Below are 15,223 nucleotides of genomic sequence, written 5' to 3'. Positions count from 1 at the left end.
TCATGCCGGCCCTCGGTTCTCTGCGTTCTTCTCGGTGCTGTCCTCGGCCCGGGACACGGCGGCCACCGTCTCCTGGTCGAGGTCGAACAGGGTCCGCAGCGCGTCCGCGTACCCGGCGCCGCCGGGCTCGGCCGCGAGCTGCTTGACCCGTACGGTCGGCGCGTGCAGCAGCTTGTCGACGACCCGCTTCACGGTCTGCGTGATCTCGGCGCGGTGCTTGTCGTCCAGGCCGGGCAGCCGCCCGTCGAGCCGGGCGATCTCGCCGGCGACGACGTCGGCGGCCATGGCGCGCAGGGCGACCACGGTCGGCGTGATGTGCGCGGCCCGCTGCGCGGCGCCGAACGCGGCGACCTCGTCGGCGACGATCCGCCGCACCTGGTCGACGTCGGCGGCCATCGGCGCGTCGGCGGAAGCCTCCGACAGCGACTCGATGTCGACCAGCCGCACCCCGGCGAACCGGTGCGCGGCCGCGTCGACGTCCCGCGGCATCGCCAGGTCGAGCAGGAAGAGGACCGGCTCGGGCCGTACGAGCGTGGCGACCGGCTCGGGCTTTCGGCGCTCGGGGATGCGGCCGATGGCGGCGGCGAGCGCGGCGAGCGCGCTGATCAGCTCGGCGTCGGCCTCGGGACGGCGGGTGGTCACCCGGCGGTCCACGGTCGCGTTGTCGACCCAGGCGGCGTGCTGCTCCAGGGTCGCCGCGTCCATGCCGGCGACGGCGGCCTCCCCCATCACGGAGAATCCGGACTGCTGCACGGGGGCCTGCGGTACTGCGGCCTGCTGTGCGGGGGCCAGGTCCAGCGGGCAGTTCTCGTCGGTCCCGACGGAGGTGGGCGGCAGCGGCCGTGCCTCCGTCGCCGCGGCGTCCTCGTCGGCGAAGGCGACGGGCGCGCCCGTGCGGCCCTCGACCGCCGTGGCGACCGCTTCCGCCGTCAGGACCAGGCCCGTCGCCCCGGTACAGGAGACGGCTACGTCGGCACGTGTCAGCTCGGCCGGCACCGATTCCATCGGTACCGCGCGGGCCGACACGTCCGTGCCGTCGGCCTCGGCCAATATCTGGGCGAGTCGCTCGGCCCGGTCGAGGGTGCGGTTGGCGACGACGACCTCGGCGACCCCGGCGCGCGCGAGGGTGGCGGCGGCCAGCGAGGACATGGAACCGGCGCCGATGACGAGGGCCCGCTTGCCGCGCGCCCAGTCCCGCACGTCCCCGCCCGCGGCGAGCTGCTCGAGGCCGAAGGTGACCAGGGACTGCCCGGCGCGGTCGATGCCGGTCTCGGAGTGGGCGCGCTTGCCGACCCTGAGGGCCTGCTGGAACAGGTCGTTCAGCAGCCGTCCGGCGGTGTGCAGCTCCTGCGCCCGGGCCAGCGAGTCCTTGATCTGCCCGAGGATCTGCCCCTCGCCGACGACCATGGAGTCCAGGCCGCAGGCCACCGAGAAGAAGTGGTGGACGGCGCGGTCCTCGTAGTGCACGTAGAGATAGGGAGTGAGCTCCTCCAGGCCGACCCCGCTGTGCTGGGCGAGCAGCGTGGACAGCTCGGCGACGCCCGCGTGGAACTTGTCCACGTCGGCGTACAGCTCGATGCGGTTGCAGGTGGCCAGGACGGCGGCCTCGGCGGCCGGTTCGGCGGCGACCGTGTCCTGGAGCAGCTTGAGCTGGGCGTCCGCAGACAGCGAGGCCCGCTCCAGCACGCTCACGGGGGCGCTGCGGTGGCTCAGTCCGACGACGAGGAGACTCATGCCGGCATCACGGCGGGTACGTCCCCGTCGGGCCCCTGGTCGGTGGTGTCGTCGCGGCCGACGGCGACGGCGGCTTCGCTCGCCGCGGCCTCCTCGCCGGCCTTGCGCTGCTCGTGGAAGGCGAGGATCTGCAGCTCGATGGAGAGGTCTACCTTGCGCACGTCCACGCCGTCCGGGACGGTCAGCACCGTCGGCGCGAAGTTCAGGATGGAGGTGACGCCGGCGGCCACGAGCCGGTCGCAGACCTGCTGGGCGACGCCCGGCGGGGTGGTGATCACGCCGATGGAGACGCCGTTGTCGGAGATGATCTTCTCCAGGCCGTCGCTGTGCTGCACGGCGATCCCGGCGACCTGCTTGCCCGCCATCGCCGGGTCGGCGTCGATGAGCGCCGCGACCCGGAAGCCGCGCGAGGCGAACCCGCCGTAGTTGGCCAGCGCCGCGCCGAGGTTACCGATACCGACGATCACGACGGGCCAGTCCTGGGTGAGCCCGAGCTCACGGGAGATCTGGTAGACGAGATACTCGACGTCGTAGCCGACACCCCGCGTTCCGTAAGAACCCAGGTAAGAGAAGTCCTTGCGCAGCTTCGCGGAGTTGACCCCGGCGGCGGCCGCGAGCTCCTCGGAGGAGACCGTGGGCACCGAGCGCTCCGACAGTGCGGTCAGCGCGCGGAGGTACAGCGGAAGGCGGGCGACGGTGGCCTCGGGAATCCCTCGGCTACGGGTCGCCGGTCGGTGAGTTCGGCCAGTTGCCACGGTGCTCCTGCGGGTAGAGCGGGGCTGTAGGCGGTCACACGTACCCAGACCGCCCCGTCGACAGCAGGCTATGTCTTTGTGAACGCGTGCACAAAGATGGTGTCCGATTTGCCCGGCCAACGTGACCGGGGTCACGCACATCATTCCAGGGGGCAAAACCGCCACTCTCCTCGTGAATCCCGCCCCCGAGACAAAACCGCCATCGATCCTAAGCGACGTTCGGTACGCCCTTGTACTGTTCGGTCGGTTCCCCTCGCCTCCCACACGGTTCCTACCCGGCCAGCTCCTTGCGGAGGCGACCCTCGTCCACCCGCCAGAAGGTGTGCTGCCTGCCGTCCACGAGCACGACGGGGATCTGCTCCCAGTACTGGTCGTACAGTTCCCGGTCCTCTGCGATGTCCTTCCGCTCCCAGGGCACGCCGAGTTCACCGCAGACCTTTTCGATCACGCGCTCCGCGTCGTCGCACAGATGACAACCGGACTTGCGGATCAGGGTGACCACCCGCTCGTGCGGGGCTGCCTTACGTCGAAAGAGGGGACTCATGTGGGCCATTCTCGCTCTCTTTAACTGTGCGGTCGCGGAGAGTTCACACCCTTCAAACCTCTCGACTCCGGAACCACCGAACAGACTGGCTATGCTCACGCCATGGCCGCTCTAGGATGGCTCACTCCCCGTAGGCGCTCCGCCACGGCGCGGAGCGTTTTGGCAGGCGAGGCCTCGGCGGAGGCAGCCCGCAAGTCGACCCAGGAAGCACAGGAAGCCCTGGAATCCCAGGACACCCTGGACACGTCCGCCCGGGAACCGCAGTTCCCGGTGCACGGCGACGCCTTGGCCGCCGCCTTCTTCGACCTCGACAACACCGTGATGCAGGGCGCGGCGCTCTTCCACTTCGGCCGCGGTCTGTACAAGCGGAAGTTCTTCGAGACCCGCGACCTGGTCCGCTTCGCCTGGCAGCAGGCGTGGTTCCGGCTGGCCGGCGTCGAGGACCCCGAACACATGCAGGAGGCGCGCGACTCGGCCCTGTCCATCGTGCAGGGCCACCGCGTCGCCGAACTGATGTCGATCGGCGAGGAGATCTACGACGAGTACATGGCCGAGCGCATCTGGCCGGGCACCCGGGCCCTCGCCCAGGCCCACCTGGACGCGGGCCAGAAGGTGTGGCTGGTCACCGCCGCCCCGGTGGAGATCGCGCAGGTGATCGCCCGCCGCCTCGGCCTCACCGGCGCGCTGGGCACGGTCGCCGAGTCGGTCGACGGCGTCTACACGGGCAAGCTGGTCGGCGAGCCCCTGCACGGGCCCGCGAAGGCCGAGGCGGTCCGCGCGCTGGCCGCGGCGGAGAACCTGGACCTCTCCCGCTGCGCCGCCTACAGCGACTCCCACAACGACATCCCGATGCTCTCCCTCGTCGGCCACCCCTACGCCATCAACCCCGACACCAAGCTCCGCAAGCACGCCCACAACCTCGACTGGCGCCTGCGCGACTACCGCACGGGCCGCAAGGCGGCGAAGGTCGGTATCCCGGCAGCGGCCGGCGTGGGCGCGGTGGCGGGCGGCACGGCGGCGGCGATCGCGCTGCACCGGCGACGGCGGTAGCCCGGAGCCACACGACTGAGCGGCCGGACGGTGTGACACACCGTCCGGCCGCTCAGTCATATCGGCGGTCATATCGGCGGTCATATCGGCAGCCATGTCGGGCGAACCCGGTCAATCCAACGGTCACACCCCCGTAACCCCTCATCCAGGCCTGTTGTCCGCGCACAGCCACAACACGCCCCGGACCGACCCGAAACTCGAACCTTTTCGATCAACAATCGTTCACCCTACGCAACTTGATCGGGCGTCAATAGGTCACAGAAGCGACGTAATCGATGATTTGAGCAACTCGGTGTAGCAGGGCCTGCACGAAGCGTTATTCTCCTCAGACGCAATCCGGTACCCCTCCCGTCGCTACGACGGGTGAAAGGTTCCGCACTGCACGTGATGGAAGCTCTGCCTCTGGGAGTCCCGTGTACCCACACGTCGGGGTTGACACCTCGGGCCTGGCTACGCTGCGCGCAACGGTCGCTACGGTCCAGGACCTGTTGCGCGGCTTCGTCCCCACCGCGTACGCCGTCCCCGCCTTCGCCGCCGCGCCCGTCGGCCCGTGCTACGCACTGGCCGACGGCACCGCCGCGGTCGGCAGACGGGGACGTGCGACCGGCACGGCCACCGCCCGTCGGCCGGCCGCCGACAGCGACAGCGCCCGGATGATGGACCTCGTCGAACGCGCCCAGGCCGGCGAGGCCGACGCGTTCGGGCGCCTGTACGACCAGTACAGCGACACGGTCTACCGCTACATCTACTACCGGGTCGGCGGAAAGGCGACCGCCGAGGACCTCACCAGCGAGACGTTCCTGCGCGCCCTGCGCCGCATCGGGACGTTCACCTGGCAGGGCCGCGACTTCGGCGCCTGGCTCGTCACCATCGCCCGCAACCTCGTCGCCGACCACTTCAAGTCGAGCCGCTTCCGGCTCGAAGTGACGACCGGCGAAATGCTCGACGCCAACGAGGTCGAGCGCTCACCCGAGGACTCCGTCCTGGAGTCCCTCTCCAACGCCGCGCTCCTGGACGCCGTGCGCCGGCTCAACCCCCAGCAGCAGGAGTGCGTGACCCTGCGCTTCCTGCAGGGCCTGTCCGTCGCCGAGACCGCGCGCGTGATGGGCAAGAACGAGGGCGCCATCAAGACCCTCCAGTACCGGGCCGTCCGCACCCTCGCCCGGCTCCTGCCGGAAGACGCCCGCTGACCGACCCGTCCACAGCTCACTGTCGGCAATCCCCAACTCACCTTCGGTGAAAGTCCGTTGCCTTCCCGATCCGTTCATCAGCCGTCCGTAACCCAAGTGCCACGCCAGTCGTTGTGCGGGATACAGGCTCCCTGTGGTCACGTCCCGGCCGACCCCGATCACTCGATCGTGTGGAACCGGCCCGGGGCGTGCAACCCTCAGGACCCCAGGGGAGTCGACCGTCATGACGAGAGGAGGTGCCGCCAGTGATCGCGAACGTATCGGCGCACCGGCGGGCGAACGCCTTCGCCCAGGCCTTGGAGGAGCAGTCCGACTGTTCCTCCGAGGGCACGGCGGCCGAGCAGACCGAAGGATCACCGCCGGCACCGGCCGCTGCGGACCAGACCGGACAGGGCCAGCTCCTGGCCCTCGCCACGAGTCTCGCCGAGCTGCCCAAGCCGGAACTCGATCCCGAGGTCAAGGTCGTCCAGCGGGCCCAGTTGGTCGCCGCTATGGAGGCCATGCTGCAGGCGGGCACCGCGGGAGGCGAGGCAGCGGACCCTTCGGTGCCGGAGCAACGCTCCCACCGGGCGAAGGGCACGCACCGGGCCAGTCCGTTGGGCAAGTTCCGACCGCGTTCCCGCCTCGCCAGAGGCCTCACCGCGGGCGGCCTCAGCGTCGGCGTCGCGGCGGGCGCCTTCGGCGGAGTCGCCGCCGCGAGCTCCGACGCCCTCCCGGGCGACGGGCTCTACGGGCTGAAGCGCGGCATCGAGGACTTCAAGCTCAACTACCTGGCCGACGGCAACGACGAACGCGGGCGCACCTACCTCGACCAGGCCTCCACCCGGCTGAGCGAGGCGCGTCGACTCATGGAACGGGGCCGCAGTGGCGACCTCGACCACGAGTCCCTCGGCGAGGTACGTCGCGCCCTGAACGGCGTGCAGCACGACGCTACGGAAGGCCACCGCCTCCTCCACGAGGCGTACGAACGCGACCCGAACTCCCTGAGCCCCATCCAGGCCCTCGACGCGTTCTCCCGCTCGCACCGCGAGGCCTGGGGCGCCCTGCGCGACCGCCTGCCGGTCCAGCTCGGGGACGTCAGTCAGCAGGTCTCGTCGGTCTTCGAGGCCATAGACGAAGAGGTCGCCCCGCTCCAGTCCCTCCTCCCGCAGCCCCCCGCCCAGGGCGGCAGCGGCAACCGTCAGGGCTCCGGCTCGACGTCCACCGGCACATCGACGGGGACGGGCCGCTCGACGCCCCCCACCGGCGCCCCCTCCCGCACCGGCACGGGCACGGGCACCGACGGCCCCAGCAACTCGTCCACGTCCGGCACGACCGACGACGGCCTGCTCGGCGGCAGCACCGGCGGCCTCCTGGACCCCCCGAACGACACCGGCACCACCGCCCCGACCACCAGCACCTCCAGCACCCAACCCGACGTCACCCTCCCACCCCTCCTCCCCGGCCTGCTCCCAGGCCTGGGCATCGACAGCGACGGCGCGGAGTAGGTCCGTCTTCTACGACGGTGGGGGCGCCCCTCTCGAGAGGGGCGCCCCCACCGTCGTATCAAGCGCCAGAAGAACACCGACCGCCGCTGCACCAACAGCTCGGCCCCTCCCGCCCGCAGCTCTCGCACCGCTTCGCAGGCTTCGAACAGCCGCGCCGAACTCCGTCCGACGGCTCACCGGCCCCAGCCGACACCACCCGTCAGAAGAACTCAGAAGAACACCGACCGCCGCTGCACCAGCAGCTTGTACAGCGTGTGCTGGATCTGTTCCCGGACCTGGTCCGTCAGGTTGAACATCAGCATCGGGTCCTCCGCCGCCTCCGGCGGATAGCCGTCCGTCGGGATCGGCTCGCCGAACTGGATCGTCCACTTCGTGGGGAGCGGAACGGCGCCCAGGGGACCCAGCCACGGGAAGGTCGGCGTGAGCGGAAAGTAGGGGAAGCCCAGCACTCGCGCCAGCGTCTTGGCGTTGCCGATCATCGGGTAGATCTCCTCCGCGCCGACGATCGAGCACGGGATGATCGGGGCGCCCTGCCGCAGGGCCGTGGAGACGAAGCCGCCCCGGCCGAACCGCTGGAGCTTGTAGCGCTCGCTGAAGGGCTTCCCGATGCCCTTGAAGCCCTCCGGCATCACCCCGACCAGCTCGCCCTGGCCCAGCAGCCGTTCGGCGTCCTCCGCGCAGGCGAGGGTGTGTCCGAGCTTGCGGGCCAGCTCGTTGACGACCGGCAGTACGAAGACGAGGTCGGCGGCGAGCAGGCGCAGATGCCGGCCCGCCGGGTGCTGGTCATGGACGGCGACCTGCATCATCAGGCCGTCCAACGGCAGCGTCCCGGAGTGGTTGGCGACGATCAGCGCGCCGCCCTCGGCCGGGATGTTCTCGATGCCCTTCACCTCGACCCGGAAGTACTTCTCGTACACCGGCCGCAGCAGGGACATCAGGACCTGGTCGGTCAGCTCCTCGTCGTAGCCGAAGTCGTCGACCTCGTAGTCGCCCGTGAGACGCCGGCGCAGGAAGGACAGCCCGCCCGCGATCCGTCGCTCCAGGCCGCCCCCGCCCTCGCCCTCTCGCGCCCGTTCCTCACCCGTCACAGGAACATCATCCTGCCCACCCGCCCTGGTGGGCAGGGGCTGGACCTCACCGACCTCGCCGATCTCCCGGACCGGCGCAGGCTCGCCGGTCTTGCGTCGGCTCCCCGCACCCCGGCGCCGCGGCGGCCGCGTCGCGGCGCTCCCCCGGGTCCGGTCGTCGTCGAACGGAATGACCTTGGCGTCCGCCATCGTTGATGCGCTCCTCAGTTGGCGCTCGGCGTCGGGGGGTGAGCCGGGGCGTGCCCGCCGCCCGGCACGGGCAGCGGCAGGGCCGCGATCCGGTCCACGGCCCCGGCAACGGCCTCGGGCGGCAGGAGCCCGGGTCCGTGGCTGCGCGCGAAGTCCGCGAAGGTCTCGGCCGTCGTGTACCGCGGCGTGAACCCCAGTGTCTCGCGCATCTGGTCCGTCGACACGACCCGGCCGTGGGTGAGCAGCCGGATCTGCTCGGGCGAGAAGTCCGTCATACCCAGCGTACGCACCAGGGACCCCGCCCAGGTGACGGCAGGCAGCAGCAGCGGCACGGTGGGCCGCCCGAGCCGCCGCGAGCACTGCGACAGCAGCAGCACCCCGTCCCCGGCGATGTTGAAGGTGCCGCTGTTGAGCGTGCCCCGCTGGGGTTCGTGCGAGGCGATCCGCAGCACCTCGATCACGTCGTCCTCGTGCGCGAACTGCAGCCGGGGGTCGTAGCCGAACACGGTGGGCAGCACGGGCAGCGAGAAGTACGAGGCGAGCGGGGTCTCGGCGGTCGGCCCCAGGATGTTGGCGAACCGCAGCACGCACACGGCGACATCGGGCCGCCGCCGGGCGAACCCGCGCACATACCCCTCGACCTCGACGGCGTCCTTGGCGAAGCCGCCGCTGGGCAGCGACTTGGGCGGGGTCGTCTCGGTGAACACGGCGGGATCACGCGGCGCGGACCCGTACACGTTGGTGGAGGACTTGACGACCAGCCGCTTCACGTTCGGCGACTTCTGACAGGCGCCGAGCAGCTGCATGGTGCCGATGACGTTGGTCTCCTTGACCGTGGTCCGGCTGCCACTGCCCAGCGCGGTCGCCGTCACGTCCAGGTGGACGACCGTGTCGGCACCGGTCTCGGCGAGCACCCGCGCGATGGTGCCCTGCCGGATGTCGGCCTGGATGAAGTCGGCGCCCCCGAGATGGTGCTCGGGCCGTACGGCGTCCACGGCGACCACCCGGTCGACCTGTGGGTCACGCTGGATCCGTCGTACGAACCGGCCCCCCAGCTGACGGGCCACTCCGGTAACGAGCACGACCTTACCCAAGATCAGCGCCTTCCTTCCGTCCTGGAACCGTCCTGGTACCGCTCGGCCACCCTGCCGTGTTCCCCGTCTGCGGGCCAACTTAGCGGGTCGATGTTGCGCTGTGATGACCGCCCGATGCACGACGTGACGAGAACCCTCGGTCGTACGACCAGATCAGCCATGGTGCCAGTCCAGACGTACGCACCGCGTTCAACCGACCGCACGACACCCGGACATACGCGTGGCCCCCCACCGACAACACAGTGGGGGGCCACGCCACGCCTACGCGGCTCGCGTCGCGTAGAAGTAAGGACGTTCGCTTACTTCTTGTTGCGACGCTGAACGCGCGTGCGCTTGAGCAGCTTGCGGTGCTTCTTCTTGGCCATCCGCTTGCGCCGCTTCTTGATAACAGAGCCCACGACTACCCTCGCTCACTTCTCATCACTCGGTGCTGGGCGCCATGGGCCCATACGACCTACAAGGGGCTAGCCTACCCGCCCGAGCGCTGAGGTCGTAATCGAGGCGGATCGGGGAGATCCCGAAGTGCCCTGAGGATCCCCCCGGCCCACCGTCGTCAGGCGGTTTCCACCCCCACATAGCTCTCGCGGAGGTACTCGTGAACCGCTTGCTCGGGGACGCGGAAGGACCGCCCCACCCGGATCGCGGGCAGATGACCGCTGTGCACCAACCGGTACACGGTCATCTTCGACACTCGCATCACCGAGGCGACTTCCGCCACGGTAAGGAACTGAACCTCGTTCAGAGGCCTCTCGCCAGCTGCAGCCATGACACACCTGAACCTTCCGCACTCGACTCGACGGCCACCGGCTTCCCCTTCCGGTGACTCTTCGTCGTTGCGTGCTCACTCCCCAATGTAGGGGCGGGTGATGCGAGTGGGGAAGAGGTGCACCCATCGCATACCGATCGCAGGCCTACTGTGACAGACACGCTCGATTGAGTACGTAGCGGGTCAGCGGCCTGTAGTAATCCGACCGCACACCGTCATCAAGTGGAACGGCCACGGAGACGACCCCCTCGGCCTCCCCGACGAACAGCGCGGGGTCGTCGGTGTCCGCCAGCCCGATGGCCTCAACCCCCAGCTGACCTGCCCCGCAGACCCATCCGTGATCCCCGATGACGAGCTCGGGCAGCGGCCCCCCACCCTCGGCCGCCGCATCGAGAGCGACCCGAACCGGCAGGGGTGAATGACTGTGCGCACCGGTCGCACAACCGGCGCGTTCGACACCGGCCTCCCGGACGACCGCGACTCCCCGTACGTAGTCGAGGTTGTGGGTGCGTAGACCGAACCGGGTCGTTATGTCGACACAGTGACCCTGCGCCGGGGTGAGAACATCACATCCCGCCGACGACAAAGCGTCCGCAAGGCCGGCGTAGAACCCCAGCAGCCGATGCGGATGCCCGGTGCCGAACAGCACGGCCGCACCACGCTGGGCGACCGACGCGAGCCGATCCGCGAAGGCGTCGAGCGCGGACACCGTCCGCTCGGGGTCGATCACATCATGCCCGGACACGCACCGAGGATCGGCCGAAACTCCACACTTGGCCGCCATCAACGCGATCAGATCCCGCTGCCCCCAGGACCATTCGGGATCAAGTCCGATCAGCACCCGGGGATCCCGAGCAGCGAAGAGCCGATAACTCCGCAGACTCTCCTCCCGGGAGGTGGCCACCACACCGGCCAACCGCGCAGCAACCAGATGCGCCCGAAGACCCCCGGAACTCAACACGGGAGCGATGCTGACGGACGGAGAGCGGGACCGGGACGGAAACGGGGGAACACCGCCCGGTTGGCGTAAGCATTTCCAGCCCGTCCGGCATTTGAGGACGAGGCCCGCTCAGGGCCGCCGCTACGGGGGTCCGGGGGGGGCAGAGCCCCCTGGGGACGGAGCGGGACGGGACGGGACGGGTAGGGGCGGCGGGGGCGAAAAAGCCCGCCGACAGCCCACCCCCTACGCCAACAGCCCCCGCAACGGAAACACAGCCCGCCGAGTAGCCAGCACAGCCTGATCCAGCCGATCAGCGGGGTCGTACCCCGCCTCCCACTCGGCCCACTCCACCGGCCACCGCCCATCAGTCATCCGCGCCGGCCCCAACTGCCGCGTACGGGCGAAGACCTCCTGCCTCCACCCCTCCGGAATCACCGTCTCCGGAGCCACCGGCGCCCCCGCCGCCACCCCCACCAGATGCGCCCACGACCGCGGCACCACCTCCACCACCGCGTACCCGCCCCCACCCAACGCGACCCACTTCCCCCCGGCGTACTCGTGCGCCAGCTCATGACAGGCCACCTGCACAGCCCGCTGCGCGTCAAGAGACACCGCGAGATGAGCCAGCGGATCCTCGAAGTGCGTGTCGGCCCCGTGCTGGGTCACCAGCACATCCGGCCGAAAATCGGCGATCACCTCCGGCACCACGGAGTGAAACGCCCGCAGCCACCCCGCGTCCCCGGTCCCCGCCGGCAGAGCGATGTTCACCGCCGACCCCTCCGCGCCCTCACCGCCGGTCTCCTCCGGCCACCCGGTCTGCGGGAACAACGTACGAGGATGCTCGTGCAAGGAGATCGTCAGCACCCGCGGGTCCTCCCAGAACGCGGCCTGCACCCCGTCCCCGTGATGCACGTCCACGTCCACGTACGCGACCCGCTCGGCCCCCAGCTCCAGCAAACGGGCGATCGCCAACGACGCGTCGTTGTAGATGCAGAACCCCGACGCACCCCCCGGCATCGCATGGTGCAGCCCACCCGCGAAGTTCACCGCGTGCAACGCCTCCCCCCGCCACACGGCCTCCGCGGCCCCCACGGACAGCCCGGCGATGAGAGCGGACACCTCGTGCATCCCCGCGAAGGCCGGATCGTCCATCGTCCCCAGCCCGTACGACTGGTCCGCCGCCTCCGGATCCGCCGAGGCCGCCTTCACGGCCCCGACATAGTCCTCCCGGTGCACCAGCCGCAACGTCGACTCCCCGGCGGGCTTCGCCGTGACGACGTCCACCTCCCGGTCGAGCCCCAGGGCACCGACCAGCCTCCGGGTCAGATCCAGCCGGACCGGATCCATCGGATGCTCGGGCCCGAAGTCATAGCCCGTTACTGCCTCGTCCCACATCAGCTGTGCGCGGCCGCTCATGCCCGCCACCGTATCGGTCCGGTTGAGCGGCGAACGACCGGGCGTACACCAACGTCACCAGCACCAACACCATCGGCACCACCATCGCCCCCCGATAGGTCCAGGCGTCCCCCAGCGCACCCACCAAAGGCGAACCGATCAAGAACCCAACGTAGTTGAAGATATTGAGACGCGCGATCGCCGCATCCGAAGCCCCCGGAAACAACCGGCCCGCCGCCGCGAACGTCTGCGGCACCAGCACACACAGCCCCAGCCCCACGAGCGTGAACCCGAGCATCCCCACCCACGCCCCGGGCGCGCCCGCCACCACCGCGAACCCGCCCGCCGCCACCAGCGCCCCCACCCGCACCACGGCCGCCGCCCCGAACCGCCGCACCCCGAAGTCCCCGATGGCCCGCCCGAGCAACGTGGTCACCATGTAGACGTTGTACGGGACGGTCGCCAGCTGCTCCGAGCTCCCCAGCACGTCCTGCAGATACTTCGCACTCCAGTTGGAGACCGTCGAGTCCCCGATATAGGCGAAGGACATCACCAGACACAACGGCAGCAACAACTTGAAGACGACACGCGCGCCGTCGCCCCCCGACTCCTCCTCCCCGTCGTCCCCGGCGTCCACGTCCCCGTCGACATACCACCGGCTCCCCACCAGAGCGGCCGGCAGCAACACCGCCACCACCGGCAGATACGACACCCACAGCGCGAGATGCCAGTGCGCCCCCACCCACGCCAGCGAGGCCCCCACGATCCCGCCCAGGCTGTACACGGCATGGAAACTGAGCATGATGCTGCGACCGTACGTCCGCTGCAGACTCACCCCGAGCATGTTCATCGAGGCGTCCAGTGCCCCGACGGCGAGCCCGAACGCCGCCAGGGCGACCCCCAGCTCGACCATTCCCCGCCCCGCCCCGACCCCGAGCAGCGCCAGCAGCACGACCGGCTGGGACCAGCGCAGCACCCGGCTGGGCGGTATCCGCTTCACCAACTGCTCGGTCGTCACACTCCCGACCCCGGCCAGGACGGGTACGGCGGCGAGGAAGACGGGCAGCAGCCCGTCCGACACCCCGTACCTGTTCTGGATGGCCGGGATCCTCGTCACGAGCAGCGCGAAGGCGGCCCCCTGCGCGAAGAAGCTGAATGCCAAAGAGGCCCTACCGCGCCGCAGCACTTCTGTCATGGCGGCGAGCGTAGGGCCCCTGCGTACTCGTGGGTAGATCCAGCCAAAGATGAATTCCCTTCAGCTTTGTCCGGGCTACCCGCGTTACCGGGCGAGGACGACCTCGGGCACGTCGACCTCGGCTGCGACCTCGGCTGCGACCTCGGCCTCCCCGGCCCTCACCTCGGAAGCGAGCATGGCCTCCATCGGCCCGGCGCCGAGCGCCCCACCGACCACGATCCCCATCCCGATCGCCACGACCATCACCACGGACCCGAGCCACACCATGGTGTCCACCGGCACGGTGTACGCCCCCACGACCCGCAGCACGCACTCGGCAAGCAGCACCACACCCCACACGAGCGAGAAGGCCCGCTCCCGCTTCCGGAAGTCCGCCGACGCTGCCGCCGTCCCGCTCTCCAGCCGCTTCCAGGCGGCCTCCTTGACCGTGTCGCCCTTCACCAGGAACGGCTTGAGACCGGCGGTCATCATCGGCCGCCCCAGCGCCACGGAGACCAGGATCCCGATCCCGACCGTGCTGCTGACCCCGCTGTCCTTGGCCAGCATCAGCCGCGGATCCCCCGAGACGAAGCTGAGCACCAGCCCGACGACGTTGACGACGAGGATGAGCCCGGCGAGCCCGTTGACCGTCCGCTCCCTGACCGCGCTCCACACGGTCCGCCCGGCCGGCACGACGCTGCTCCAGGCGAGAGCGGCGAAGACGCTCATCCCGAACGCACCCTTGAACAGGTAGTACGACCCGAGCGGCACCGCCACGTCCAGGAGGAGCGGGGCGAAGGCGTTCTGCTTCTTGTGCTGGTTCGTCGTCATGCCCTCAGCTTCGCCGCCAGGAGGGGTCCCTCAGTAGAAACGAACGTCCGGAGCTACGCATGACAAATGTCAGCCCGAGACCCGATCGACCGTCAGATCGGCCGTCAGATCAGCAGGTCGGCCAACTCTCCCATGTCAGAGAAGAGTTGAGTGGCCCCCACGAGCTTCGCGGCCGGCGTCATCGCGGTGAACCCGTACACGTCCATCTCGGCCGCGACAGCCGCCTGCACCCCCAGCGGACTGTCCTCGACGACCACACACCGCTCCGGCGCCACCCCCATCCGCTCAGCCGCGTACAGGAACAGATCCGGCGCCGGCTTGCCCTTGCCCACGTCCTGCGAACTGAAGATGCGGGCGTCCTCGAACCACCGGTCCAGCCCCGTCGTCCGATGCCCCACCCGGATCCGCTCATGGCTCCCCGAGGAGGCCACGCAGTACGGCACCCCGTCCGCGGCCAGCTTCGCGAGGACGTCCACGGCACCCGCCACGGGCTCCAGCTCCCCCTCGAAGGCCGCGAACACCCGCCGGTGAAACGTATCGTCGAACTCCGCCGGCAGCCGCTCTCCCGTGCGCTCCTGGACCAGGTCGTGGATCCGGTGCATCGCGGACCCCATGTAGTCCCGGACGGAGTCCTCGTAAGAGGTGGGATGCCCGAGTTCGGTCAGATAGGTGGCCAGCAGCCGGTTGGAGATCGGCTCACTGTCCACGAGGACACCGTCGTTGTCGAAGATCACCAGGTCGTAGCGCATGACTCGACCCTAAACGAACGCTCTGAACGAGCCCCGAACGCAGAAAACCCCCGCACCATACGGTGCGGGGGTTTCCCGGAATGATTGTTCGGCGGTGTCCTACTCTCCCACAGGGTCCCCCCTGCAGTACCATCGGCGCTGTAAGGCTTAGCTTCCGGGTTCGGAATGTAACCGGGCGTTTCCCTCACGCTATGACCACCGAAACACTATGAAACTGTTTCAGCCGCACCACACCCG

At 69.8% G+C, this 15,223-nt stretch carries 15 protein-coding genes and 1 rRNA gene; 3 read left to right on the top strand and 13 right to left on the bottom strand.

All coding sequences use genetic code 11. The annotated features are described in order from the left end of the window. The 3 genes from OG289_RS29250 to OG289_RS29240 all read right to left on the bottom strand — a co-directional run bounded on the left by OG289_RS29250 (window position 1) and on the right by OG289_RS29240 (window position 3,042). A complete protein-coding gene (locus OG289_RS29250) occupies window positions 1–1,734 on the bottom strand; it encodes a glutamyl-tRNA reductase (RefSeq protein WP_327317030.1) in 1,734 nt (577 codons plus the stop codon). Continuing rightward, window positions 1,731–2,489: a redox-sensing transcriptional repressor Rex gene (locus OG289_RS29245; RefSeq protein WP_327317029.1), complete on the bottom strand. Its 759-nt coding sequence runs from the start codon at window positions 2,487–2,489 to the stop codon at window positions 1,731–1,733. Before OG289_RS29245 ends, OG289_RS29250 begins: the two co-directional genes overlap by 4 nt. 271 nt (window positions 2,490–2,760) lie before the next feature. Beyond that, window positions 2,761–3,042, bottom strand: coding sequence for a glutaredoxin family protein (locus OG289_RS29240; protein WP_327317028.1), 282 nt, complete (start codon window positions 3,040–3,042; stop codon window positions 2,761–2,763). A gap of 93 nt (window positions 3,043–3,135) precedes the next feature. Between OG289_RS29240 and OG289_RS29235 the strand changes: the two genes are divergently transcribed. The 3 genes from OG289_RS29235 to OG289_RS29225 all read left to right on the top strand — a co-directional run bounded on the left by OG289_RS29235 (window position 3,136) and on the right by OG289_RS29225 (window position 6,760). Further along, the gene (locus tag OG289_RS29235) at window positions 3,136–4,083 is read left to right on the top strand and encodes an HAD family hydrolase (protein ID WP_327317027.1); all 948 of its coding nucleotides are present in this window, start codon (window positions 3,136–3,138) and stop codon (window positions 4,081–4,083) included. Between the two features lie 413 nt (window positions 4,084–4,496). After that, window positions 4,497–5,273, top strand: a complete 777-nt coding sequence (locus OG289_RS29230) for an ECF subfamily RNA polymerase sigma factor, BldN family (RefSeq protein ID WP_327317026.1) — start codon at window positions 4,497–4,499, stop codon at window positions 5,271–5,273. A 245-nt stretch (window positions 5,274–5,518) separates the two neighbouring features. Further along, complete coding sequence (locus OG289_RS29225; protein ID WP_327317025.1) at window positions 5,519–6,760, top strand: DUF5667 domain-containing protein; 1,242 nt, start codon at window positions 5,519–5,521, stop codon at window positions 6,758–6,760. 209 nt (window positions 6,761–6,969) lie between these two features. Here the strand turns inward: OG289_RS29225 and OG289_RS29220 are convergent, their stop codons facing one another. The 10 genes from OG289_RS29220 to rrf all read right to left on the bottom strand — a co-directional run bounded on the left by OG289_RS29220 (window position 6,970) and on the right by rrf (window position 15,189). Continuing rightward, window positions 6,970–8,037 (bottom strand): lysophospholipid acyltransferase family protein, encoded by a 1,068-nt coding sequence (locus OG289_RS29220; protein WP_327317024.1) that lies wholly within the window; start codon window positions 8,035–8,037, stop codon window positions 6,970–6,972. Between the two features lie 14 nt (window positions 8,038–8,051). Then, complete coding sequence (locus OG289_RS29215; RefSeq protein ID WP_327317023.1) at window positions 8,052–9,131, bottom strand: NAD-dependent epimerase/dehydratase family protein; 1,080 nt, start codon at window positions 9,129–9,131, stop codon at window positions 8,052–8,054. Window positions 9,132–9,430: 299 nt separating this feature from the next. Continuing rightward, window positions 9,431–9,529 carry a 30S ribosomal protein bS22 gene (locus OG289_RS29210; protein ID WP_003948845.1) on the bottom strand — a complete coding sequence of 33 codons (99 nt, stop codon included), beginning with the start codon at window positions 9,527–9,529 and terminating at the stop codon, window positions 9,431–9,433. Between the two features lie 155 nt (window positions 9,530–9,684). After that, window positions 9,685–9,897, bottom strand: a complete 213-nt coding sequence (locus OG289_RS29205) for a helix-turn-helix domain-containing protein (protein WP_004984898.1) — start codon at window positions 9,895–9,897, stop codon at window positions 9,685–9,687. Window positions 9,898–10,042: 145 nt separating this feature from the next. After that, on the bottom strand, window positions 10,043–10,858 hold the full coding sequence (locus OG289_RS29200) for a phosphatase (RefSeq protein WP_327317022.1): 816 nt from the start codon (window positions 10,856–10,858) through the stop codon (window positions 10,043–10,045). Window positions 10,859–11,080: 222 nt separating this feature from the next. Then, window positions 11,081–12,253: an acetoin utilization protein AcuC gene (locus OG289_RS29195; protein ID WP_327317021.1), complete on the bottom strand. Its 1,173-nt coding sequence runs from the start codon at window positions 12,251–12,253 to the stop codon at window positions 11,081–11,083. Then, a complete protein-coding gene (locus OG289_RS29190; protein WP_327317020.1) occupies window positions 12,204–13,427 on the bottom strand; it encodes an MFS transporter in 1,224 nt (407 codons plus the stop codon). Before OG289_RS29190 ends, OG289_RS29195 begins: the two co-directional genes overlap by 50 nt. 84 nt (window positions 13,428–13,511) lie before the next feature. Then, a complete protein-coding gene (locus OG289_RS29185; protein WP_327317019.1) occupies window positions 13,512–14,237 on the bottom strand; it encodes a VC0807 family protein in 726 nt (241 codons plus the stop codon). A 104-nt stretch (window positions 14,238–14,341) separates the two neighbouring features. Continuing rightward, on the bottom strand, window positions 14,342–14,986 hold the full coding sequence (locus OG289_RS29180) for an HAD family hydrolase (protein ID WP_327317018.1): 645 nt from the start codon (window positions 14,984–14,986) through the stop codon (window positions 14,342–14,344). Window positions 14,987–15,072: 86 nt separating this feature from the next. Then, window positions 15,073–15,189: ribosomal RNA gene (gene rrf / locus OG289_RS29175) — 5S ribosomal RNA — on the bottom strand. Between the last annotated feature and the right edge of the window lie 34 nt (window positions 15,190–15,223).

Origin of the sequence: Streptomyces sp. NBC_01235 (genome assembly GCF_035989285.1) — a bacterium.
GTDB lineage: Bacteria > Actinomycetota > Actinomycetes > Streptomycetales > Streptomycetaceae > Streptomyces.
This window is presented reverse-complemented; position numbering and strand designations above follow the sequence as displayed.

Coding starts and splice junctions, on each gene's coding strand:
- OG289_RS29185 (WP_327317019.1), bottom strand. CDS start 14,237: ATGACGACGAACCAGCACAAGAAGCAGAACGCCTTCGCCCCGCTCCTC.
- OG289_RS29250 (WP_327317030.1), bottom strand. CDS start 1,734: ATGAGTCTCCTCGTCGTCGGACTGAGCCACCGCAGCGCCCCCGTGAGC.
- OG289_RS29240 (WP_327317028.1), bottom strand. CDS start 3,042: ATGGCCCACATGAGTCCCCTCTTTCGACGTAAGGCAGCCCCGCACGAG.
- OG289_RS29205 (WP_004984898.1), bottom strand. CDS start 9,897: ATGGCTGCAGCTGGCGAGAGGCCTCTGAACGAGGTTCAGTTCCTTACC.
- OG289_RS29180 (WP_327317018.1), bottom strand. CDS start 14,986: ATGCGCTACGACCTGGTGATCTTCGACAACGACGGTGTCCTCGTGGAC.
- OG289_RS29190 (WP_327317020.1), bottom strand. CDS start 13,427: ATGACAGAAGTGCTGCGGCGCGGTAGGGCCTCTTTGGCATTCAGCTTC.
- OG289_RS29195 (WP_327317021.1), bottom strand. CDS start 12,253: ATGAGCGGCCGCGCACAGCTGATGTGGGACGAGGCAGTAACGGGCTAT.
- OG289_RS29235 (WP_327317027.1), top strand. CDS start 3,136: ATGGCCGCTCTAGGATGGCTCACTCCCCGTAGGCGCTCCGCCACGGCG.
- OG289_RS29220 (WP_327317024.1), bottom strand. CDS start 8,037: ATGGCGGACGCCAAGGTCATTCCGTTCGACGACGACCGGACCCGGGGG.